The sequence below is a fragment of the Paenibacillus endoradicis genome (genome assembly GCF_024721975.1).
In genome coordinates this window covers 168873-192518 of record NZ_JANQBB010000007.1, presented here as the reverse complement: position 1 = coordinate 192518, position 23646 = coordinate 168873, and the positions used below count along the sequence as shown (strand labels likewise).

Genomic DNA, 23646 nt, shown 5'->3' with positions numbered 1-23646 from the left:
AGTATATTAAACTACTCTGATTCGCTTATTTGTTCCATTTCCTCAGCAGTATACGGTCTTACCATTAACCCCATTTCTTTACGTTCCTTGTTCAATTCCTTATACAAAGAGACCATCATGAGAATAATGACCAGCGAAAACGGAAATGCGGTAATAATTAAAGCATTTTGTAGTGCGGATAACCCATTAGCAGACAGCAATATAATAGCTATCGCGGCTTGTGCAATCCCCCATGTTAATTTCACCATATTAGGCGGATGTAATGAGCCATTAGTCGTCTGCATTCCAAGTACAAAAGTCGCCGAATCTGCCGATGTAATAAAGAAAATGGCAATTAATAAAACCGCAAAGATCGATAGTAACATTGACATGGGCATCTGTTGAAAGACTCCAAACAGTAATTCTTCTGTTAACAAATGTGTTAGATCTACCCCGCTACGTTGAATATTTATTGCTGTCGTTCCAAACACCGAAAACCATATGAAACTAATTAAGGTCGGAAGCAATAATACCCCTGTTAGAAACTCTCGAATCGTTCTGCCACGGGACACTCGTGCAATGAAAATCCCAACGAAAGGCGACCAGGATAGCCACCACGCCCAATAAAATATCGTCCAATTATTAATCCATTGTCTGTCTTCATTATCTAATGGGGCTGCTCTGAAACTCATACGAGGGAGATTTTGCAAATAAGATCCAATCGTATCTGTAAATGTATCCATAATCATAACTGTCGGCCCCAAAAAGATGACTAAGATCAGCAATGCTATCGCGAGTATCATATTAGCGTTCGATAAATATTTAATGCCTTTCCCAATTCCCGACCAAGCAGAGATAATAAAGAGGAATGTCACAACGATAATAATGATAATTTGAACAGAAATTTTTATAGGAACATCAAATAGAAATGACAATCCTCCATTGATTTGAATGGCACCAAAGCCCAATGTAGTCGCAACACCAATAACTGTAGTAAATACCGCTAATACATTAATAACCGTTCCAATTCCCCCGTTAATTCTGTTTCCGAAGAGTGGTCTTAGCGTTGCAGATATTAAGCCAGGTTCACCTTTGCGAAATTGAAAATAAGCAAGTGACATCGCAACAATGGCATAGATTGCCCACGCATGAATTCCCCAATGGAAAAAGGTATAACGCATCGCTTCACGAAAGGCCGCATCTGTTCCTGGTTGCTCAGTAGGTGGATTAATCGCAAAATGTGAAAGTGGTTCTGCTGCTCCCCAGAATACTAAACCAATACCCATACCTGTTGAAAATAACATTGCAAACCAACTAATTCTTGAATACTCAGGTTGTTCATCTGGTTTTCCTAATGTGATTTGCCCCATTGGACTTACAATAAAGAAAAGACAGAACAATACGATACATGTAACGAATAATAAATAATACCAACCAAAGGAATTAGTTATGTATTGCTTCATTGCATTTGTTATTGCTTCAAAGCTTTCTGATGCTAGCGCTCCATATAAAACTGCAGCACATACAAAAACAAGCGTAATCCAAAACACATTAGAGATTTTTTTCATTATATCACCAGTACTTCCTATGTAATCAATAATCAAGATTGTACTAAATAATGATGTCCAATTATTAACATAGGTATGCACTTTTAAAGCCATTTGAGCTAGTGATCATGTTCCTTACGTATTATTGCTCTGTTGTTGTAAGGATTGACGTATCATTATTCCTATTATTCCGATCGAAAACATATTATTTCTTAATACATACTTCTTCTTTGTTTGTGAAACAATAATTGAGTAATCATCACAATGACAAGGAGGTACGATATGACACCAAATCAAAATAACAATCAACCAACAAAAGCAGAGGTTCAAACAACAAAACTTAACAAAGTTCCAACCCCTGAAAATAATGCAACTGAATTCTCTAATGAGTTTTCTGCCGAGATTGCTGCAGAAGCATTCGAACAAAGCGATCGTCAGAAAAACAATAAAAATTCTAAAAATCAACAATAGTTCTCATATTGGAAAAATAACAAAAAAAGAACCCATTCTTATAAGATTGGGTTCTTTTTTTGTTAACACGATTAAGTTTATTATAAACACAGATAATGCGGAATAATTTAATGATCAAATACCCCATCCTTATTTGGACAGGGTTGATCAGGGTAGATGCATACGATAGCTGTGAAACTCTACATCACGCTAAGCAAACCCAAATATTTACTTTGTTACTTTGTTCGTTTGAGCAATATGTTCAATCTCACTTTTCAAGAGCAAATAGCGGTGTACGCTTCTTGAAATAGGAACCTTAGTTAAGCGATTTTTTTCCACATAAAGCTTCATATGGTCTTTGGAAAGGCCAAGAAGTTTACCTGCCTCCATAACCGTAAGTACTGCTTCCGTACTAGTTTCATTAAATGTAGTCTTTACCTTTTGATTCCAGTCCTCAAAAACCTGCATATTAGCGCCCTCTCATTCTTCTTCATGCTGAACACTATCCATTATATCATGTAAATGGGTCTTAAACTTAAAATGCTACTAATTCATATATTTTTCAATTTAAAATGAGCCTCTCCCCCATCATTTAATGGAGAAAAGACTCACTACATAATACTGTAATTATTACACCAATACCGGACTTCCCAAATTCACTTCATATTCGATGTCGATTACACTACGTTAGCATAGTCATCGTTATCAAAGCCCACTTTTTGAACTACCTCTTCCAATAAAGGTTCGAAAAGTGGGCTTTCAGAGCCGAGAATATGACCCACAGTGGAAACGAGTAGCGCAGCGTACGTATTGTGTACGTGAGCACACGCAGGCTTTCGATGGGGAGCATATTCGAAGTCGATTACACTACGTTAGCATAGTCATCGTTATCAAAGCCCACTTTTTGAACTACCGCTAAATTAAGTTAATTTCACAAGACTATAATTCTTCTTACCCTTACGAATAATAATAAAGCGTCCACCAATTGCGTGATCAGCAGTAACAGTAAATTCTATATCCGCAACCTTCTCACCATTCATCGAGATCGCACCTTTTGTTATATCTTCACGTGCTTGACGCTTAGATGGTTCAATCCCGATATCGATTAACCAATCAATAATATTTTTAGATTCTTTATCTACTGTGAATGTTGGCATTTCTTTGAATCCTTGTTCAATTTCATCAGCAGTTAGTGAACGAATATCTCCACTGAACAATGCTGCAGTAATGCGTTTCGCTTGTTCTAACATTTCTTCACCGTGTACGAATTTCGTCATTTCTTCTGCTAATGCTTTTTGTGCTTCACGTTTATGAGGCTCAGTTTGAACTTTCTCAGCCAATGATTCAACAGTCTCTTTATCTAAGAACGTGAAGTACTTCAAGTATTTCACAACATCACGATCATCTGTATTAGCCCAGAACTGATAGAATTCGAACGGTGTTGTTTTATTTGGATCAAGCCAAATTGCACCACCAGCTGTTTTACCGAATTTCGTACCATCAGCTTTCAACATTAATGGAATCGTAAGTCCGAATGCTTTCGCTTCAGATCCTTCTTTCTTGCGAATTAAGTCAAGTCCACTTGTAATATTACCCCATTGATCCGATCCACCAATTTGCAGTTGAACATCTTCATTCTGGTATAGATGTAAGTAATCAAGTGACTGTAGAATTTGGTAAGCAAACTCAGTGAAAGAAATACCACTATCAAGTCTGCTTGATACAACATCTTTCGCAAGCATCGTATTAATGCTGAAGTTTTTACCGTAATCACGCAAGAAATCAATTACATTGATTTTATGTGTCCAGTCGTAGTTGTTAACCATACGAACTTGGTTATCACCATCTGTAATAAATAGTCTTTTCAGTTGTGCTGTTAATGCCTCAACATTAGCTTGAACTTCCTCCAATGTTTGCAAAGAACGCTCTGATTGACGACCACTTGGGTCACCGATTGTACCTGTTGCGCCACCAATTAGAATAACCGGACGATGTCCTGCTAATTGGAATCTTTTCAGCATCATAAATGGAATCAAATGCCCGATATGCATACTGTCGCCTGTTGGGTCTACACCACAATATAGCGATACTGCCTTAGTAGTTGTTAGTTCACGTAAACCCTCTGCATCCGTTTGTTGGTTAATCGCTTCGCGCCATTCTAATTCATCAATAATATTCATTCATTACATCTCCTTCGAGTATGATCTTTTTACACCTATCTTAGATAAGACCGTAATAATTCGTTCACCTATGCGATTTTAAAACAAAAAATCGCCCCTCGTCTATTGTAGACATAGGGACGATTGAATTAACCGTGTTACCACCCAAATTGCACAATGATCGATAAAACATCATTCGTGCCACTCTAAGCGAATTATCGTTCGCTTACTCCGCTTGGCATTACCCAAGATACTCCAGAGTGTAATTCACATGCCTTGTATGTGCTAAGTTCCATCAACCCTTAGCTTTCTGTAACATGGACAAGGTTGTTACTGCGCTCTTTCAACGTATAAAATCTATTAGATTACAGACAGTATATCCGATATGTAAAATCATTGTCAATATTAAGACTATAAAGACGGTTTACATGAGATAAACATCATAACAGTTCCACATAATACCTAGACAAGCATGGAGGCACAACCTTTCCCCTATTCATATATATATTGAAGAAGGGAGGATTAGAAAATGACATATGAAAGCAGAACAATAAAAAGTAAATGGATTAAAACCAAATGGTTATTACAACATCGAGAGTTAAGTAAATATGTTCCTCATACTATGCTTTTCAACAAAACAAATCTAGACTTAATGTTATCTTTGTATTCTTCTGTCTATTTCAAACCTACCGGTGGGACGGGAGGATCTCGTATTATTAGAATTGATATTAAAGACAACGGTTATCATATTCAATACAATCTAAATAAATTAAAATTTTCTACGCCAGAACTTTTATTTCAACATTTATTCCTATTTGCTAATAGTCAATCTTATGTATTGCAAAAAGGAATAAATCTAACTACAATCAACAAAAATCCTTTTGATATCAGAATCATGGTTCAAAAAACGAATAAGGGTAGTTGGGTAAGTTCTGCTGTTTCTGTTAAAATTGGACAACACGGTAAAATAGTCACTAACTATCATCAAGGCGGAACATTAGCTCTTTTCCATGAAACTATGATAAGAGCAGGATTTGATGCAATTACGACAGAACGTATCAACATTCAATTAAACAACATTGGTGTTGCTACGGGAGAACATTTCGAAAAGTATTATAATGACTTCAAAGAGCTGGCACTAGATGTAGCACTAGATGTAGCATTAGATGCCACAGGCTACCCTTGGATTCTCGAGGTAAATACGCGTCCTCAAATTGCACCGTTAAAAACTTTGAAAGATCAAAGACTTTATGCTCGAGTACTTTCCTATGCCAAACAATATGGAAGAACAAAGTAAATAATAAAACTTGAGGTGCATGTCCATTGGTGCAGCACTACTAACTTGGACATGCACTTTACTATATCCATTGATTAAGCTTTCGAAATCCCGCTTATTAAACATGCACTAGTAAAGAGTTTTCTGCTATGATCGTGAAAAAATCCATACTACCACATAAGGAATGAAATATATGAATACCATTACATTGTCACAAGAGATCAAGCCATATGACGTTAGTAGCTGTATTATCCATTATGGAGGAGAACTCATATATCATTATGAAAAATCACTTCATGCTTCTTCTAATCTAATGCCGATTAACTCCTGCACGAAAAGTATTCTTTCTGCGTTAATCTGCATTGGTATGGATCAACAGCTAATCCCTTCACCCGATACACACATTACTCAATTTTTCCCGCAGTTGCAACAAGATCTTGATAAGCGAAAACGACTTATTACTTTAGAGCATTTATTAACTTTGACCGCAGGATTTAATTGGACTGAATTTGGAGGAATTAATTCTTTTCCGAAAATGACTCGATCTTCGGATTGGATAACCTATGTACTCGAACAACCTACGTCTGATGAACCTGGGACTGTAATGGTCTACAATTCTGGTGTATCACAATTACTAGCTGCAATACTCGTTCAATCCACCGGGACAAGCATTACTCAATACGCCGATCTTCATCTCTTTGGCCCGCTTGGTATAGAGCATTATGAGTGGAAAAGTGACCCTCAAGGGATTCATACTGGTGGGTATGGGCTACAACTATCTGCAATCGATATGCTGAAATTTGGTCTGCTCTATCTACATAAGGGAGTATGGAATAATAAGGTGCTCATTGCTGAAGAGATGGTACAGCATTCTACTAAACCCGACATTGCTGTTGTTCCACCTGAGCGTGGTTTCTACGGTTGGCATTGGTGGTGTGATTCTGTTTCTGTAACGAACATGATAGGAGATTCTATTACAAGTGATCTTCACTACTATTATGCTAGAGGATTTGGCGGGCAATTTATTATTATTGTTCCAACATTAGATACCGTCATTGTATTGACTCGTGAACAACGCAAAAAGGGGTTATCACCGTTAGATTTCTTCCGCCTACATATCGCTCCTATGTTAGTCTCTCATCATCTAGCTTCAACATTGTAGTGTAACAATCTAACTTCCAAGACATCCCCTATCCTTAACATTTGAACTGTAGCTTAATAGGAAGTATAATCGTATTATATATTGAGGATACTCATTAAATCATTTTTTATAATTTGCTTACTTTAAAAATAAAAACATTTAACTACGAATATACCGAGGAGGTTATTAGATTCATGAACTCAGAACATCCAGCGGCTATTGACGTTATTCACGTATTAATGAGATCAACCCACTACATTCAAAGAGAGTTCCAATCTCAGTTATCAGAGCTTGATACTCCTTATCAACTCACAGGTCCTAGATTACGTTTACTTTCTGTCGTTTCAGAACATGGCAGTATTCGTATGAACGAATTAGCCAATCAATTAGGCATCAAAGCTAGAACGGTAACAGATTTCGTCGACGCGCTTGAACAAGATAAACTTCTCGTCCGGATTCCTGATCCGACTGACCGTCGAGCTACATTGATTCAGCTTACGGAACTTGCACAATCTAATATTGAGCAAGTGCTTGCTTACCAAGCTAAAGTTGCTGATAATGTGCTAGAAAATCTCTCAGCAGAACAACGTAAGCAGTTTTTTGACCTTATATTGCAGTTAACTAACAATAAAGAACTTCCAGAAACATGTGAAGAAGATACTAGATAAACCCGATATGTGAACTTACACTTAAATAAAAAGACTGTAAGCAACCTAGAAATTATCTAGTTTGCTTACAGTCTAAGAGATACTATAGTTAACAACTATTAACGATGGAATTGAACATATATTGGAATAAGTGCATTTTTCTAATCTATTTCACGATTAAAACAGGACATGTGCTTAATTTGGATACTTTATGACTGACACTACCTAGCATCATTTCTTTAATGTTTCCAAGCCCTCGGCTACCAATAACAATGATATCGAATTGTTCTTTTGTTGCATAGCCAACAATTAGACGAGGCGCACTACCTTCTGTGTAATACGTTTCAACTTCTAACCCTTGTTTAGCCAAATCTGCTTTGGCTTGTTCTAGAAGATCAATACCCATTTGACGCATTTCTTTTTTGACAGCTGAAATATCAGTTACAACAACACCTTGTGGAAGCACAAACTCTTTCCCTACATGCATTAATGTAATTTGAGCTTGTTGGTCATTTGCAAATTGTAGTGCAGTTTGCAATACGTTCTTACTCATAGTAGAACTATCAATCGCAACTAATATCTTGTTAAACATACCAATTCCCCCTCTTGTGAGTGAAAACAATGTAAGCTTGACATGATTGCTTCATATTTACATTATAACGCTTACATAATTGGTTTGTCGATGGAGCTTTGCCTTAATTATGAATATCCATTACATAATAAAGCGCGTATCGGTTAAATACTGATACGCGCAAAACAATATATTGGTAAGCTATATTCCTAACATACTTATTTCTTAAAATGGTATGGAACGGTCGTTAAGATAACATTTTTATGATGAAGTAGATGTGTTCGAATTAAGAAACTGGATTGATTATGAAGAATATTGTGCCAGCCTTTCTTTGGTATGAACTGGGGAATAACAACGGTAACTTGATAATTTGATTCATGAGCTTTTCGCTCTATAATGTGAATAAATTTGGATAATGGTTGTATGATACTTCGATATGGCGAATGTAACGTTACCAGTCTCACATCAGGTTGCCATTGATTCCATTTCTGCTCAAAAGCTGATTCCTCCTCTTTTTCAAACGCAATATATACAGCAATAATCTGCTCAGGATGTAGAGACTTCGCATAGTTCAAGGAATTTTCTACGACATGCGTAATTCCCGCTACAGGAATAATCATAACATTCCCTTCGATTGGAATATTTGCTTCAGTTGCTGCAACGCTCAATTGTTCACCCACTGCTTCATAGTGCTTTCTTACACGAAGGAAGAAATATAGGATGATAGGTAGGAATACTAATACGGGCCACACCTGTGAAAACTTCGTTAAGAAAAACATCATACATACAATTAGACTTATGATTGCACCCACACTATTAATAATAAGTTTAGATATCCAACCCTTGGGTTTACTCTTCATCCATTTGACGACCATCCCTGATTGAGAAAGAGTAAAGGGAATAAATACGCCAAGCGCATATAGCGGAATGAGATGTTCTGTTTGACCTTTGAATACAATAATTAGAACGATAGATAATAGTCCTAATATCATAATGCCGTTAGAATAACCTAACCGATCCCCTCTCATCATGAACATTCTTGGAATAAATTTATCTTTTGCCAAATTAACAGCAAGAAGCGGAAATGCAGAGTAACCAGTGTTCGCAGCAAGAATTAGTATTAAGGCAGTTGTACCCTGAATAAAGAAATACATAAAGTTTCTGCCGAAGGTCTGTTCTGCTATTTGGGAAACTACTGTAACGTCCCCTCTAGGGGTAACCCCATAAAAATAAGCTAATACAACGATACCTATAAATAATATTGCCAGCAACGTTCCCATCGCGACCAACGTCTTGGCGGCATTGTTAGGTGCGGGACTCTTGAAATTAGGAATAGCATTTGAAATAGCTTCCACACCTGTTAAAGCAGAACTTCCTGAGGAGAATGCTTTAAGCAGTAAAAACAAACTAATTCCTGCAATAGGTTCACCGAATGAAAGTTGTACATTCGTATGAACATTTCCGGTGACAATATTAAAAATACCGACTCCAATTAATAACAGTAACGCTAGAACAAATAAATACACAGGATATGCTAACACTGATGCAGATTCTGTAACTCCTCTTAGATTCAAAAGCGTAATAAGTATGACGAAAATAATAGCAATCGGTACAGTGTACTCATGCAAACTTGGAAATGCAGAGGTTATCGCATCTGTACCTGCAGATACGCTAACTGCAACGGTTAATATATAATCTACTAGTAAAGAACCACCTGCGATTAATCCTGTATATGTACCTAAGTTTTCCTTAGATACAACGTATGCTCCACCACCATGTGGATAAGAAAAAATGATTTGTCGATAAGATGCTATAAGCGCAAGTAATAATATTAATACCCCAATCGCTATCGGGATTGAATACCAAAATGCAGCTGCACCAACTGTAAATAATACAATCAGTATTTGTTCAGGACCATAAGCTACTGAAGATAATGCATCAGATGAAAGAATAGCAAGTGCTTTCCTTTTATTAAGCTTTTGTTCTCCTAGTTCTGTAGTTTTTAATGGTCTACCTACTAATATCCTTTTAAGAGTGGCCATCATTTATGTCACTTCCTTATTCTATTTGCTTCGTATAATTTCCAAAATTATCAATTTTAATGTGATCATTTCAGAATTTTGGCATAACAAAAACACAGGCTATAACCTGTGTTTTTTTACACAAGTTAACAACCCTCTCTTTATCAACGCTTACGAGGTTAGCTGTCGGATTCGGGCGGAAGAGTCGCCCTACCTGATTAGAAACTTTTATCAGGATTCACCCCATACAATAAGTGCTTGCTGCAGCAAGCATTCATCATAATTGGTTCCCCCGTTTTCCATAATGGAAACTCAGCGAATAAGAATTGAAAACCATATATTGTTATTATCTCAATTGAATACTACTCCTGCTTTACTCTTTTGTAAAACTTATGTGAAGTCAAAATCCGTTCATTTCACCTCAATTATCTAATGAATAACGTATACATCTCCTCCGCACATTCTCAGGCTCCGATTATTATCGTTTCTCTTGAAATATCGTTGTTTGCAAAATTCACTTCAAACTTAATACGTACTTAACAATTTCTAAAAACTTCAATTTAAAGTTAATCATCCTATAACAAATAAAACCTATACTGTGTGTAAGGCATCATTCATAACATTCCATTCAGAAAGGAATTCATCCTATGGGTATTCATACGTATTTTCAATCATTAAACGATTTAGAACGTATCATTCGTTGTCCAGGTAAATTCAAATTCGAGGAACATAGTGTATCTGCTCATTCGTGGAAGGTTGTACAATACGCCAAAACATTAGCAGATATCGAAGAAAGTAATGGAGTTTCAGTAGATTGGAAAAAACTTTACGAAATTACGAGCAGTCATGATTACGGAGAAATATTTATCGGGGATATTAAAACACCTGTTAAACACTACTCACTAGAGCTACGTGCCATGCTACAAAAAGTTGAAGAAGGCATGGTTGAGCATTTCATTGATGAGCATATTCCTGAGGAATTCAAACCTACATTCCGTAGACAATTGCGTGAAGGTAAAGATGATTCCGTGGAGGGGCTAATCTTAGAGGTTGCCGATAAACTTGATCAAATTTACGAAGCTTTCACGGAGCTGCAACGAGGCAATACAGAGAAAGAATTTATCGTGATGTATAGAAGCGCATTAATAAAAATCAAGCAAATCAAATTGCATTGTGTTGCTTATTTCCTTCAAAATATATTACCTGATCTCGTTAGCGAAGGTTCACATTGTCATGTTGATATTGAGAAAATAACAAATGAAGCTTTGGCTTTATAAAATTTCTTCCCCCCATCTATAAGAAGATGAGGGTATTTGTCATCGAAAGAAACTGTAGCATGGTAACGGCAACACTTCATATTAAGCAGTCAGCTGATGTTCTGTCATCATCGGGAAACTTAGTGTGAATAGCGCTCCACCTTCCTTACGATTTTCAGCTGTAATTGTTCCTCCGCATCGTTCAACAATTGCACGCGAGATAGCTAATCCTAACCCAGTATCACCATTCTTTCCTTTCAAAAATCGATGAAAGAGGTACGGCAATACTTCTTCTTCTATCCCGCTCCCATCATCAGAAATAGATAGTTCAATCCTATTTTTTTTAATTACAGCATGAATATAGATATGCTTTTGGGCATGGCGAATAGCATTGGATGTAACATTTATGAAAGCTTGAAGTAGCTTATCTTGATCCGCGAATACTTCCAGTTGTTCATCATCATCGTAAGAACAATGTAACGTCACTTCTCTTTTGACGGTCATCGGATTAACTCGTTCTAACGTCTCCTGCATCAAATCCTTTATACTGACGGTAGAAGGCTTATAGACATCCTCTTCACTATCTAGCTTTGCTAATAGTGTCATTTCGGTAATTATATTTTTTAACCTGCTACTTTCAATTAAAATAATATCTAATCCCCTGCGGACACTTTCACCTTCGAATACACCATCCCTTATCCCTTCTGTATAACCAGCGATAGACATTAAGGGCGATTTCAGTTCGTGAGATGCATTTTGAAAAAATTGTTTCTGAGCGCGATTAAAACGATTCAGTTCATCAGCCATCTCATATACAGTCTGAGCTACAGCACCAATCTCTCCTCCTGCTTTTACGAGATTAACTGAGGCAAATTGTCTCTCCTTTACCTTAGTCAGCTCTTCCTTCAATTTTATTAATGGAGTGATTAATTTCTTTGTTATGAAATGACTCAGTACCATAATCAATAGCCCACCTATACAGAACACAATGAGCAATCTACCGAACAGATCCTGTTCAATCGCTTTGATTTTGCTGACAGGAGTAAGCAGCGTTAACGTTCCTTGGGGAACGATGCTCACTTCCGTTAAAAACCGTTCATCTGTGCCGTTCCATATTTGCTGTAGGTTGGTTGATTCAATCGCGTCCACGGATGAAAATATTTCAAGTGCACTAGAACTATTAGACAAGGTGTTCTCAATAATATTACCTTGAGCATCGGTTACAATAGCAGCAATAGAGGTAATTCCATGCGTAGATATCATTGGATTAATAGTTGATTCCAAAGTATTTGAAGACTCTGTCATAACCTCTGCCTTCAAAGTATCTGTCAATGCACTTCCGACCAACTTCATATCCGCTTGTTGTGTCACCATAAAATGATCTAGCAGTACATAATGAATTAATATGGCAGTAATACTTATGACGAGTACAAGCGCTATGCCAAACGCTATATTAATTTGATGAACGAGCTTCATTCTCATGCACACTCCGATCTAGTCTCATCCGATAACCATGTCCCCATACAGATTCTATAGGTAAATGTTCTATTTTTTTACGTATCCGTTTGATCAAATGATCTACTGCACGATCGCTTCCGAAATAATCATCATCCCAGACAAGTGACAACAGATCCTCCCGTGTAAAAGCACGATTAGGTTGCTCTGCAAACACTTTAAGCATGATAAACTCTTTGCTTGTCATATCAACTTCTTCCCCTTGCCAAAACACTCGTCTCTCCGCTACTGATAATTGCAGATCTCCTACTTCAATAAGGGACGATGAAGAAATAGTATTCGCGATAACCTCTTCGGGATGTTTGAATTTGTACCAACGCTGTAGTTGACGCTTAATGCGAGCGACTAGCTCACTTGGGCTGAATGGCTTCACCAAATAATCATCACCCCCAAGCTCCAACCCCATTATTTTATCTACTACATTATCTTTAGCAGAGATCATAATAATGGGAACTTCTGCTTCTTGTCTAATTCGACTACATAATTCATAGCCATCCATTCCAGGTAACATAATGTCTAGCACCCATAGATCCGGAGGATTTTCTTTCCACAGCTCCCAAGCTTCCTCTGCGCTTTCCATACTAATCGTCTTATAGTTTTCTTTCTGCAAATAGACTTCCACCAAATTACGTATATGTAGATCATCATCAACAATGGCGATCCGAAAATTGCTGTTCAACATCATTACCTCCTGCTTATTTCTTGAACAAGTATAACAAAATCATCATGCCAAATGGGTCGTGCCATCGTTTTTCCATAATTACACCAATGTTCTGCCACACTCGTTCGATATAGTAAATGGAGTAAGCACAAACTATTAGGAGAGTGAAACAATGAGTAACAAATTAATGTTAACTAAATTCGCATTATCTACAGCATTACTAGTCTCTATCGTCGCTAACCCTGCAATAACGAATGCAGCTAATACAACAAAGAACACACAGGTCCAAACGTTTCAAAAGACAATATTGAGCAATGCTTTTGAGGGTACTCAGATGGTTACTATTGCAAACAGCTTTAGTAACCCTTTAGACTTAGCGAAAAAGTATGCACCTGACACTGTAGAGGACTGGACAAAAACTTTAGCTTTATATGAAAAAACGATTGGAACTATCCAAACCAATATCGTTTCCACTATTGAAGCTGTTAATTTAAATCTAGAAGGATCAGAAAACATCACACTACCTTCTACTGCTATGTCCAGTTCCACATTAGCTGAAGTTATTTCAGCTGAAGAAATCGTTTCACTAGGTGGGTCTATTAGTATATCCCCTACTAATTCTATATCATCTACTGATAGTGTATCTGCTGTAAATCTGATAAAGACGGAGATTATGATGGATGAAGCTAACGATCCACATCAAGCTTTCTTCCGTGTAAAAATGGATTTAGAAGAAGCAGTGAAATCAAAAGATACAACAGCTATCAAACAAACTCTAGCTAAATTACTAGAACAATACAAGTCAGAAATCGCACAGTCTGAATCAAAGAAGTAATATCTGTTGATACTCAAAAATAACTGCAACAACATAGCAAAAGGTCCAATTCACCCGCTTGGGTAGTGGACCTTTTTCCTATGCATATTTCAATCTAAGTGATAAATATTAACTTAAGCTTATTAACAACCCATACAATTGCCGATGCTATCATCATATCGAAAACTACATTGAATAAAAACAGATGTTTACTTAGATCTGCCTGCCCATCACCAACAATTGGTATGAGAAAGCTGAAAATTCCTATAAGACCTAGAATTATGAACAGCTCAACTGCAATACGTGTACGAATTTCATTACTACGCAACCATTCGTATGTAATAACAACATAATATAATACATAGAACAGTGTAATAAACCACATCGTATTCGGAATATATGTTCTTTTGAATTCACTCCAACCACTGTATTCAAAAGATATAGCACCAGGTGGTTTGCCTACCGATTTTTCAAAGTTTCCCAAGTAATACGCTCTTATATTCATGCCATTCTCTGCAGCGTATTCCATTTTACTAAGCAAACGATCGGGATTTTTCATGTAGAAAAAGAGGACATCTGTATGGGAGATTTCATTATAAAAGTCTACTGTTAGCATAGGATCATCTTGCTTAATTACTGTATCTGTCTGAAAATAATTCGTGCCAGCCAGTACCGATAGCTTACTTGGCAAACCCAATTGTTGCAAATCTTCTTCAACATTAGGTGAACCATTCAAAATACCGAAGAACACCGTCTGATAAATATTAATGCTCTTAAAATCTTTAGGTGCAGCCACATACATAACGATCGAAATAATAAATGTCACTGCAGAAAGTATAATAGCGAGCTTGCGCCAACGAGGATCATTTGTCTTCATCCAGCCGTAACGAAGCACAAGAATCGAAAAGACAATGCCAATTGGTGCATTTTGAGTTTTCGAGCATACTAAAAATAAAACAGTTACAAAAAAGAGCAGTAATAACCGTTTTGTTGCATTCCTTTGCTTCGTCAACTTAAGCCCAAGTGCGAACGTTAGTAAAAGAAATACATAAGAGACTGGTTCACCATACAACGAATTAAAGTAGGCTAAATATCCAATATCAGAAAAGATAAACAACATTAATAAAGCAATCGAAACAGCTATTAGATGAGATTTCCCTTTATTATACTTAATGAGCAAAAACCCCGCCGTGAGCAACAGCACGACATATATAGCACCAAGAAAACGAATATCGAATACTGCTCCATTAAAGAGCAGACTAATTATTCGAGCCATTACGACTAGAATAATTTGCGTAGATGGGTAGAAACCACGAAAAAAGCTGTCGTAAGCAAAGTTAGCATGGGAAAAAGAGAAAAAACGCTCCTCGTATATCTCAAAAATATCATAATAATTTAGTCCTGCTGTTCCCATGATTCGTAAGAAATCACCATTGTCCGCAACACCAATAAAGTTCTTCGCAAAGAGGAGCCATATCGTAATGCAAGCAGCCACGATCAAATAGGTGAATTCAAATGTCCAAAGTTTCCTCATATCTTTCTCTCCTATTCAATAATGTAATACATTTCATCTTTTCCTGTTATTCCGTAAATAAAACTACGCATACCATTAAGACAGAAAAAAGCGTTAGTACAGAAATCCCTTTCTGTACTAACGCTTTTGCGTTTCGTCCTTTCAATAAATTGAGACTATTACTTCAATTCTCTACTTTCGTATCTAATTGCTCTCTACACATAAGCCGCCATTAGTAAGGCCATTAATAAAAGTTTTACTAGCATCCTTAAGGTTCGGAGTTGAGAATGAAATACTAGAAGAAGTAAAAGGCTTTCTATCTGTCATATGGACAGATAGAAAGCCTTTTTCAATAACAATTAAATAAGTTGAAGCTCCTTCAATAAGTTATAAATAACTGAAGCTGCCTCTCCTCTTAATGTTGGGCTTTGAGGTGCGAACCTATTACCATCTCTACCGATCATTAGCCCTAGCTTTCTTGCTGCATACACGTCTTCAAACGCCCAAGCGCTTATGTTATCTGTATCTGCAAACTCAGCTATTTGGTTCAGATCTTCTTCGGTAATCGTTACATCCTTGTATTTCTTAAGTGTTCTAATAATAATTGCTGCCATCTCTTGTCTAGAAACAACTCGCTCAGGCTCAAAGTTAGTCTCACTTACACCTTTTACAATACCAAACTCTTGCGCAGTTGTAATGTAAGACTCATACCATTTATCCGTTACATCTATAAACTGACTTTGAGATTCATTAATTGGAAGATTAAGCATTCGTACGATTAATGTAGAGAACTCCGCTCTCGTAATCCCCATGTTAGGATTAAAGTTTCCTTCGTTATCGCCTGTAATAATTTGTCTTGCTGCCAGGAATTCAACAATATTCTTAGCCCAATGTCCATCAAGGTCTTTAAATACTACCTTGTTTTCCATTAACACAAGTGTTGCAGGTGAATCCAAAGTAATAGTAACCGTATGGTTTTGAGGATCAATAATGCCTCCAACAGCTACCCAGCGTTTTTCAGTCTCATCGTATTTATAGACAGCAAGCTGATTAAGATTGGTAACCTTGCTTGGGTCATAGCTAAATTGTACTTCTATTTTTCCAGTAGTCTTTTCTGAGACTGCTTCAACGTTGTACACTTGGCCGACAATTTGCATTTGTGGTTCTTTCGTAGACACAATTGCATTGTCTTTATTTTCTTTAATGACATAACCAGTATTTTTGTCCACAATAATTACTGGCAATGTTGGCTCTTCTACTTCTTCAGTTGAGCTAGGGTTTTGTACAACAACTTTTCTTGTAATTTCAGATTGGTTACCTTTTATATCTGTAATAAGATAACGCAAAATGTAAGTACCATTTTTAGTTGTATCAACTGAACCAATCAAAATAATTCGACCAGTAATGTCTCCATCTTGATTATCAGTTGCAGTTGCACCTTGCTCAACATACGCATTACCTCTAGATATATACACAACACTAGGACCAACAAGCTTAATAACAGGTTTTTCTGTATCCGTAGTGATAGCATCGTGCTTACTATTTACACTGCTTGTTACTTGATCACTAAGTGAAGGGTAATTATAACCACCAGTAGGCTTTTTATTAATAATATCTTGAGCTACAGCGTCTTTGTGAACATCTGTAAATTTATCATACTTATTCATTGCATCACTATCAAAGTCCATATCTGGATCTTCAAGAATGCTACGCACTTCTTTGACCGTAATATTTTCTTTATTCAAAATATTAGTCAATTCTATTTGCTTCTGCTCCTTAGTAAGCTCCATAACAGAGTAGATACTAAGATGATTTGTTAATAAGATCATATTACCAGATTGTTCATCATAGCTGCTTCTGATATATTCCCATTCATTCAATGTTTCATTAAAGTAGAATGTCATAAAACATAGCTGCTCATTGATGTTAGTTCCAATGAAAATTTTCAAGACAATGTCTTCTGTTGTTTGGAAATTTTCAATATTCTTTGAACTTATAATATTCCCTTTGGAATCCACTTCAACAATTCTCATTTTGAAGTCAAAAACCTTATTATTATAAATTGCAACGTTATTTTGAATAGCTGTAACTAATGCTTGATTTTCTGGTTGAGCCAGATCAACCTTTTCAATGACTAATTCTAGTCTAGAATTTCCAGTAAATTGAGTCATATCAAGGTCACGAATTGGCACTATCATTGTAGCATTATCTGTTCGCAGTTCAATTTTAGTATTTTGATTATATGCCGTTTTCAATTGATCTTTACCAATGCTGATTTGAATAGGAGCGCCATTCTCAACTTCTCCATCAACTACAAGTGTAATTTGACCAATTTTTTGTTTATTCGCTTCTCTTATTGCCTCTTTAATTTTATTATCTGTAGATTTTTGGTCACCATCTACATGAATAATTGTGCTAGCTGGAATGGATGGTTTCACTACAGTAACTGTACGTTCAATTTGTGCAACATTACCTGCGTTATCAGATACCGTATAAATTAGTGTGTATACACCAACCGTTTTAGTATCAATATAACCGCTCATAGTAACTTTATCTGTAATATTACCATCAATGTTATCAATCGCTTGAACACCTAGTTCTACGTAGATTTTGCCTTGTTCAACGATTATGTTGCTGCTACCATTCAATACAATAACAGGCTTAACAGGATCCGCAATAACATGTACAATAAAGGTCTTTTCTAGTGTGTAATCGCCTTTCGTAATCGTAGCAGTTAACGTTACGACAGTATCGACTGATGGAGCTGTAACTTTTCCTTCTGAAGATAAAATCTCTTCATGACTACTACTCCATTTAATATCACTACCAAAATACCCTTCATCACTTAGTGTAATGTCAGTAGATACCCATTCAAGATGATCCCCTGGAGCAAAACCTAATTGTAGCGCTGCAGTATCCTTCTCCACAGACTCTTTATCATAATCTACTGTAATTTTGACAACCGTAACGTTACCAGCAGCATCAGTTAGAGTAAATGTATATTCACCGTTCGCTTCAATCTTGGTACCACTTTCAAATGGCTCACCATTTAATGTAGCTACTCCTTCATCAAAGCTTACAGTTGGGTATTCCTTATACGTTTCGCCATCTTTAATACCAGTTACCGTTGGAGGTACATTATCTACTTTTACTGTCTTGTCGCTAGCTAAGGAAATGTTCCCTGCTTTGTCAACAACGTAAATTTTATACTCTCCATCCAATTGTGGTGTAACAATTTTCGTTGCATCACCAGAAGCTTTTGTCATTGTTTCACCTTCTGTAAATGAAACTGTTCCTACTGGTGCCAACCAAATTGTATCCTCACTATCATCGGAAGGCTTAATCGTAATTAAAGTGTTTCCTTGTGTAATGACATCCTCTTCAAGAATTTGATCTTGATTAATAGGTGGTGTCTTATCAATATTTACTTCTTTAGTAATTGTGACTTCATTTCCTGATCTATCAATGATCATAATTTCAATCACAGTTTGTCCTTCCTGCTCAATGACAAACGGACCATTGTACTCAACAAACTGATCCATACCAGGAAGCTTGTAGTAAATAATAGAGTGCTCTGCCTCAATTTCAGCTGTTTCATCAAATGATTTTGAAATTGTCACCGTAATATCCTCATTGCTAGAAGGAACGTCTGGTGAAATACTTACACTTGGAAATACTACAATTTCTCGATTAATTACAATAGTACGTACAGTAGTGTCACTAACATTTCCTACATTATCGTACGTTCTTGTTTCAATCGTATATGTGCCTTCTTCAGTAAATACAAGCGGTTCCTCATATTGCGTCCAGTCTTGTTCTACTGCCCCGATGATACGATATTCTGTATAATCTACTCCAGATAATGTATCTTGACCTGGTGTAACAGAGATCGTGTATTCATCATTATAGAAGTCTCTATCAGGCTGCAGATTTATACTAGGTGCAGTCGGCTTAACCTTATCAATATTAGATACGTGAATAATTTTAACGCTCTCGTTTCCTGCCAAATCACGTACATAAACCGTGTAAATACCATTTGTGTCGACTTCAAACACAAAATCGTTAGCATGAAGACCATTAGAAATAAAGTAATTAGGCAGTTGAATGCCATATGCGTACTTCACTTCAGCAATTCCGCTTCCGTCTTCATCAAAAGCATTAATTGAGATGTTAATTGAACTATTTACCCAATCTGTTGTATCTGGAACTAACGATTCAATAGTTGGCGCAATATTATCAACCGTAATAGTAGCATTACTTGGCTCTGATATATTGCCTGCCGAATCTACAAGATATATATGGTAGACTCCATCTGTAGTTGGTGCTGTAATAGATGAATAATTACCTACAACACTTGTAATCGTCTCACCATTTGCAACCAAATCCTGCAGTGTAGTTCCATAAGGCGCAACAAAGATTATCTCGCCTTCTCCAGCTGCTGAATCAAGTGTAATAGATGTCCCGCCTTTTACATATCGATCATTAGCAAGCACATCATCCTGTAAAATAGGAGAAACAGTATCTTTGAAAATCGATTGAGTGCTCTCAATACTTTCATTACCTGCTTCATCAATCACTTTTACACTAACGATAATGGTGCCATCTACTAACGAGCTAATGTTGCTTGGGTCTATGCTCCAATTTCCATTTTCATCGGCATACGTTATTTCAACAATTGTTTGTAAATTTTTATCTGTAAACGTTACCTCGATTTTTGCATTTTTCTCAGCTGTGCCAGAAATCGTTACATTTCCTACCTCAGTTCCATTGATAGCATTGTCATTAGCTATAGGCAATGAAATAATCGCAACATTTGGTGGTGTTTGGTCTACAACCACTGCATGCTCAGAAGCAAGGGAGACATTTCCATTAGCATCAATAACATACAAATAATATGTTCCTTCTGCTGTAGGTGCTGAAATCGTATCTCTAGTTCCGTCACCCACTAATTTGGTCATTGTTGTGTCTTCTTCAAAGCTAGTTGTACCTGCTGGCGCGAGCCAAGCCGTTTCACCTTCGTCAGGTGCACCCGATGTAATTTCAATGCTTGTACCTGGCTTTACAGATTGAGACTCAATGCTTGGTCTGTTTGGTGCTACCGTATCAACGATAAGAGTGTCCCATACAAAATCTTCTAGCAAAGTCAAATTAGCATTATTCTCGTTACTATCCTGAATGCTTCCACCTGCTAGCTGTAAGCCTTGCTGAGCTGAAATTCGAATTTCCTCTGTATCGTCACCATCTTGAAGTGTATATTCAAAGATTAATTCGTTAGTAGCACTGCCACTTGTATATTGTGCTTGACGAGTAGGTGTATTACCAAAGTCAAGTGCTAACTCAGGTACACCGTTAACTAGAACATCCTCATCGAAGGTAACCTTAATAATGATTGTGTCTCCTGCCTTATAACGATCACTAGGATTAACTACCTCAACATTTAATACGTTAGGTGGTGTCAAATCGCTCACTGTAACTGTGAAAATTTGAACCGATTTTTTCCCACTTGGGTCAGTTGCTTCTATTGTAATATCTGCAGTTCCTGATGCTCCAGCTACTGGAGTAAAGCGAATCGTACGGTTTTCATCCGTTCCACCAAGTATAATACTAGAATCAGCTATTAGTTCCTGATTAGAAGAAGTAGCAGTTACTGTAATTAAATTAGACGCAACGACTTCATCGCTTATTGTAAAGCTAATATCTTCAGAAGAATCGCCGATGTTGATAGCTTGATCTTCAATGCTGCTTATTGTAGGAGCGCTCTTCTCAATTACTGTAATAGTAAAGGATTGCTGAACCGACATATCACCGTCAGTAGCTAATAAAGTAATCGTTACAACACCAGATTGTCCTAAAACTGGGGTTATAGACACGACTCTATCTTTCCCATTACCTGTTACAACAATATTCTCATTAGGAATAATGGTTGTATTAGAAGAAGATCCTGCTACCGTTACGCTATAAGCACCTGTCTCTACATCCGTTACCTGGAAAGAAATCTCTTTAGTTACGCCTTCAGTAACCGATTGATTACTAATGCTAGAGATCGTAGGCTTACTATTCGGAAGAATTTTCAAAAAGCGACTAAAGGTTTCTGACCAAATTCCACTTTGATTTTTCGTTCTAAGTGAAATCTTATACGTGCCTACACCTTCATTTGAAAAATTAAGCTTTGGTGTGCTACCCGTATAAATAACTTCATTATTTTTATATACTGTCCATTGTTGTTCTGTTATGTCTGCACTACGAGGATCATAGCTTGTATTTTCAATTTCTATCGTGCTTTCCGGCCATACTAGCTGATTCTTGCTTAGCTCGAAATCAGAGATTGGCTTTCCTGCTCCAGACTGTGTCGATTGATAAAGCGAACGAGCTGTACTCCATGTTCCTTGGTAATCTTTAACCGCAAGTTGGATAATATAATCCTTACTCGGCTCAAAGCTACTAGGCTGCCCGCTTGTAAAGTTTTCATCAGTCGTGAGCTTCCACTTCCAAATCACTTCTTCAATTCCATTTTGTTGATTTGGAGTATCGCGATCATACGATAAATTCGTTAGCGAAACCTCATTACTACTGCTTACCTCCACCTCAAAGCGACTTACTGGTTTTCTATGTACATATAGCGTCTTCACAAGTACGTCAGCATAATAAATATCGTACTGTCCAACTTTATTGAAAGTAGGAAGGAAATCATCTAAGTACTGACCGCTGTATGGAACAACACCCGTGTTATTTTCATAAATACTTGGGTCATGTTCTATTCTCCATTTACCATTTGGCCAATTCTCGTCTTTCGTATTCGTAAGCTCAGATGATGGAGAAACGATTAGATCATAATTTTGACCCAACTCCAAATATTCATTATTGGCTTCATTACGCGATTGACTAGCAATATAATCTGCCGTTTGATTGATTTGCTCCTGATAGCTTGAACCTGTTCGATTAACAAAAGTGCCTAAACTATTATTTTTTCTAATAAAGGATTCTGCTTGATTTTGTGTTAGATCATTAGTTCCTGCATGATCAGTATCTTCTCCCCAGCCAATATAATGGATTTGGTCATTGTCCATTCTTGTAATAATTTCGCCTAATTCAATGGAATCATCGAAATCTGGCACAGTCTCATCATTTAAGTTAACAAGATACTTTTTAGCTGAAGGTCTCCAATCTGGTTCGCGTAGAACCTCCATAAAGTCTTTTGATATAATTTCAACCTCTTTACCAACAAAAACTGATCCATTGTTAAAATGAAAATCCCATGAATCCTGGTTACGCTTAAAGCTGCCAAAATAGAACTTTTGAGTTACAAAACCTGAATGTTTAATAATTTCTTGCTTAACTCCGTTCACTGTTTTGTACAGGTACATAGTGGAATTGTCTGAACCTGTGTATGGATTAATATATACTTTAAGCTCCACAACATTACTTGGAATTGTGTCCAAGCTTAATGTAATAATTTCTCCAACTCCGCCATTTGTATCATCATTGTTCAATGTGCTACCATATACTTCTTGCTTTCGATAATATAATTCATCTACTTTGCTAGATGAACTCCAAAATTCGACATGAGCATCCATATCTTTTCCTGGACCCGGCCAAAATAGATTAAGCTCAAATTTACCTTCTAAAATATTAGTTTCGTTTACTTCTATAGATTGGATATTAAGATTGCTAGCATTTATCCCTCTGCTTTCTAATGCACGTTGTAAATCTTCCTTGTAGGTGTCTATATTTTGTGTTGAATTATCCAACGCCAGAACGACATCTACATCGTAAGCCTTCTGCACATCTATTCCAATCTCTACTGCTTCAGTTGCAGCGCTGACACTGATTGGCAATGCTACAGTAACTAACGACACTATTAATGTGAAGCTAAGCATGGAAATTCCAAACTTTTTAAACCATCGTTTACTCACTAATGTAACCTCCTGTAATTTTAGTATTGATCTAGTGTTTAGAGTCATGAAAATATGAGACTAAACTCCTAGAGATAAAATGAAATAAAGTATTAGAAAACTATGGTAAGGTATTGATGCACTACTTGTCTACCATTGATTTCTTTGATTCAATCTTTATAGAACCTACATTCTAATACACTT

General features: G+C 36.8%; 15 protein-coding genes, 1 riboswitch and 1 other annotated feature. Of the genes, 6 read left to right on the top strand and 9 right to left on the bottom strand.

The annotated features are described in order from the left end of the window. Positions 1-11: 11 nt before the first annotated feature. Positions 12-1547: a glycine betaine uptake BCCT transporter gene (locus tag NV377_RS21195; protein ID WP_258202797.1), complete on the bottom strand. Its 1536-nt coding sequence runs from the start codon at positions 1545-1547 to the stop codon at positions 12-14. Between the two features lie 261 nt (positions 1548-1808). Here NV377_RS21195 and NV377_RS21190 point away from each other — a divergent pair, with 261 nt between their 5' ends. Continuing rightward, positions 1809-1997 (top strand): hypothetical protein, encoded by a 189-nt coding sequence (locus tag NV377_RS21190; protein ID WP_258202796.1) that lies wholly within the window; start codon positions 1809-1811, stop codon positions 1995-1997. A gap of 207 nt (positions 1998-2204) precedes the next feature. Here NV377_RS21190 and NV377_RS21185 read toward each other — a convergent pair whose 3' ends face one another. Further along, positions 2205-2444, bottom strand: coding sequence for a DNA-binding protein (locus NV377_RS21185; RefSeq protein ID WP_258202795.1), 240 nt, complete (start codon positions 2442-2444; stop codon positions 2205-2207). Between the two features lie 452 nt (positions 2445-2896). Beyond that, positions 2897-4156, bottom strand: coding sequence for a tyrosine--tRNA ligase (gene tyrS / locus NV377_RS21180; protein WP_258202794.1), 1260 nt, complete (start codon positions 4154-4156; stop codon positions 2897-2899). A 112-nt stretch (positions 4157-4268) separates the two neighbouring features. Beyond that, positions 4269-4491 (bottom strand) — a binding site (T-box leader). Between the two features lie 173 nt (positions 4492-4664). On the opposite strand from tyrS, the gene NV377_RS21175 reads away from it, so the two are divergent. From NV377_RS21175 to NV377_RS21165, 3 genes are all read left to right on the top strand, one after another. Beyond that, positions 4665-5432, top strand: coding sequence for a YheC/YheD family protein (locus NV377_RS21175; RefSeq protein WP_258202793.1), 768 nt, complete (start codon positions 4665-4667; stop codon positions 5430-5432). Between the two features lie 172 nt (positions 5433-5604). Beyond that, positions 5605-6573 carry a serine hydrolase domain-containing protein gene (locus tag NV377_RS21170; RefSeq protein ID WP_258202792.1) on the top strand — a complete coding sequence of 323 codons (969 nt, stop codon included), beginning with the start codon at positions 5605-5607 and terminating at the stop codon, positions 6571-6573. Between the two features lie 173 nt (positions 6574-6746). After that, a complete protein-coding gene (locus NV377_RS21165; protein ID WP_258202791.1) occupies positions 6747-7220 on the top strand; it encodes a MarR family winged helix-turn-helix transcriptional regulator in 474 nt (157 codons plus the stop codon). A 145-nt stretch (positions 7221-7365) separates the two neighbouring features. Here NV377_RS21165 and NV377_RS21160 read toward each other — a convergent pair whose 3' ends face one another. After that, complete coding sequence (locus tag NV377_RS21160; RefSeq protein ID WP_258202790.1) at positions 7366-7791, bottom strand: universal stress protein; 426 nt, start codon at positions 7789-7791, stop codon at positions 7366-7368. Between the two features lie 197 nt (positions 7792-7988). After that, positions 7989-9815 carry a potassium transporter KimA gene (gene kimA, locus NV377_RS21155; RefSeq protein WP_258202789.1) on the bottom strand — a complete coding sequence of 609 codons (1827 nt, stop codon included), beginning with the start codon at positions 9813-9815 and terminating at the stop codon, positions 7989-7991. A gap of 129 nt (positions 9816-9944) precedes the next feature. Next, a riboswitch (cyclic di-AMP (ydaO/yuaA leader) is annotated at positions 9945-10119 on the bottom strand. A 319-nt stretch (positions 10120-10438) separates the two neighbouring features. Here kimA and NV377_RS21150 point away from each other — a divergent pair. Beyond that, positions 10439-11068 carry a YfbR-like 5'-deoxynucleotidase gene (locus NV377_RS21150; protein WP_258202788.1) on the top strand — a complete coding sequence of 210 codons (630 nt, stop codon included), beginning with the start codon at positions 10439-10441 and terminating at the stop codon, positions 11066-11068. An 81-nt stretch (positions 11069-11149) separates the two neighbouring features. On the opposite strand, the gene NV377_RS21145 is transcribed toward NV377_RS21150, so the two are convergent. After that, positions 11150-12523: a sensor histidine kinase gene (locus NV377_RS21145; RefSeq protein ID WP_258202787.1), complete on the bottom strand. Its 1374-nt coding sequence runs from the start codon at positions 12521-12523 to the stop codon at positions 11150-11152. Then, positions 12501-13244, bottom strand: coding sequence for a response regulator transcription factor (locus NV377_RS21140; protein ID WP_258202961.1), 744 nt, complete (start codon positions 13242-13244; stop codon positions 12501-12503). Before NV377_RS21140 ends, NV377_RS21145 begins: the two co-directional genes overlap by 23 nt. 151 nt (positions 13245-13395) lie before the next feature. Here NV377_RS21140 and NV377_RS21135 point away from each other — a divergent pair, with 151 nt between their 5' ends. After that, the gene (locus NV377_RS21135; protein WP_258202786.1) at positions 13396-14058 is read left to right on the top strand and encodes a hypothetical protein; all 663 of its coding nucleotides are present in this window, start codon (positions 13396-13398) and stop codon (positions 14056-14058) included. 94 nt (positions 14059-14152) lie between these two features. Here NV377_RS21135 and wsfD read toward each other — a convergent pair whose 3' ends face one another. Beyond that, a complete protein-coding gene (gene wsfD / locus NV377_RS21130; protein WP_258202785.1) occupies positions 14153-15571 on the bottom strand; it encodes a glycan biosynthesis hexose transferase WsfD in 1419 nt (472 codons plus the stop codon). Between the two features lie 338 nt (positions 15572-15909). Further along, complete coding sequence (locus tag NV377_RS21125; protein WP_258202784.1) at positions 15910-23463, bottom strand: immunoglobulin-like domain-containing protein; 7554 nt, start codon at positions 23461-23463, stop codon at positions 15910-15912. Between the last annotated feature and the right edge of the window lie 183 nt (positions 23464-23646).

What these genes read in the sequence shown, in the direction of transcription:
- NV377_RS21195 (WP_258202797.1), bottom strand. Translation starts at nt 1,547, where the DNA reads ATGAAAAAAATCTCTAATGTGTTTTGGATTACGCTTGTTTTTGTATGT.
- NV377_RS21190 (WP_258202796.1), top strand. Translation starts at nt 1,809, where the DNA reads ATGACACCAAATCAAAATAACAATCAACCAACAAAAGCAGAGGTTCAA.
- NV377_RS21185 (WP_258202795.1), bottom strand. Translation starts at nt 2,444, where the DNA reads ATGCAGGTTTTTGAGGACTGGAATCAAAAGGTAAAGACTACATTTAAT.
- tyrS (WP_258202794.1), bottom strand. Translation starts at nt 4,156, where the DNA reads ATGAATATTATTGATGAATTAGAATGGCGCGAAGCGATTAACCAACAA.
- NV377_RS21175 (WP_258202793.1), top strand. Translation starts at nt 4,665, where the DNA reads ATGACATATGAAAGCAGAACAATAAAAAGTAAATGGATTAAAACCAAA.
- NV377_RS21170 (WP_258202792.1), top strand. Translation starts at nt 5,605, where the DNA reads ATGAATACCATTACATTGTCACAAGAGATCAAGCCATATGACGTTAGT.
- NV377_RS21165 (WP_258202791.1), top strand. Translation starts at nt 6,747, where the DNA reads ATGAACTCAGAACATCCAGCGGCTATTGACGTTATTCACGTATTAATG.
- NV377_RS21160 (WP_258202790.1), bottom strand. Translation starts at nt 7,791, where the DNA reads ATGTTTAACAAGATATTAGTTGCGATTGATAGTTCTACTATGAGTAAG.
- kimA (WP_258202789.1), bottom strand. Translation starts at nt 9,815, where the DNA reads ATGATGGCCACTCTTAAAAGGATATTAGTAGGTAGACCATTAAAAACT.
- NV377_RS21150 (WP_258202788.1), top strand. Translation starts at nt 10,439, where the DNA reads ATGGGTATTCATACGTATTTTCAATCATTAAACGATTTAGAACGTATC.
- NV377_RS21145 (WP_258202787.1), bottom strand. Translation starts at nt 12,523, where the DNA reads ATGAAGCTCGTTCATCAAATTAATATAGCGTTTGGCATAGCGCTTGTA.
- NV377_RS21140 (WP_258202961.1), bottom strand. Translation starts at nt 13,244, where the DNA reads ATGTTGAACAGCAATTTTCGGATCGCCATTGTTGATGATGATCTACAT.
- NV377_RS21135 (WP_258202786.1), top strand. Translation starts at nt 13,396, where the DNA reads ATGAGTAACAAATTAATGTTAACTAAATTCGCATTATCTACAGCATTA.
- wsfD (WP_258202785.1), bottom strand. Translation starts at nt 15,571, where the DNA reads ATGAGGAAACTTTGGACATTTGAATTCACCTATTTGATCGTGGCTGCT.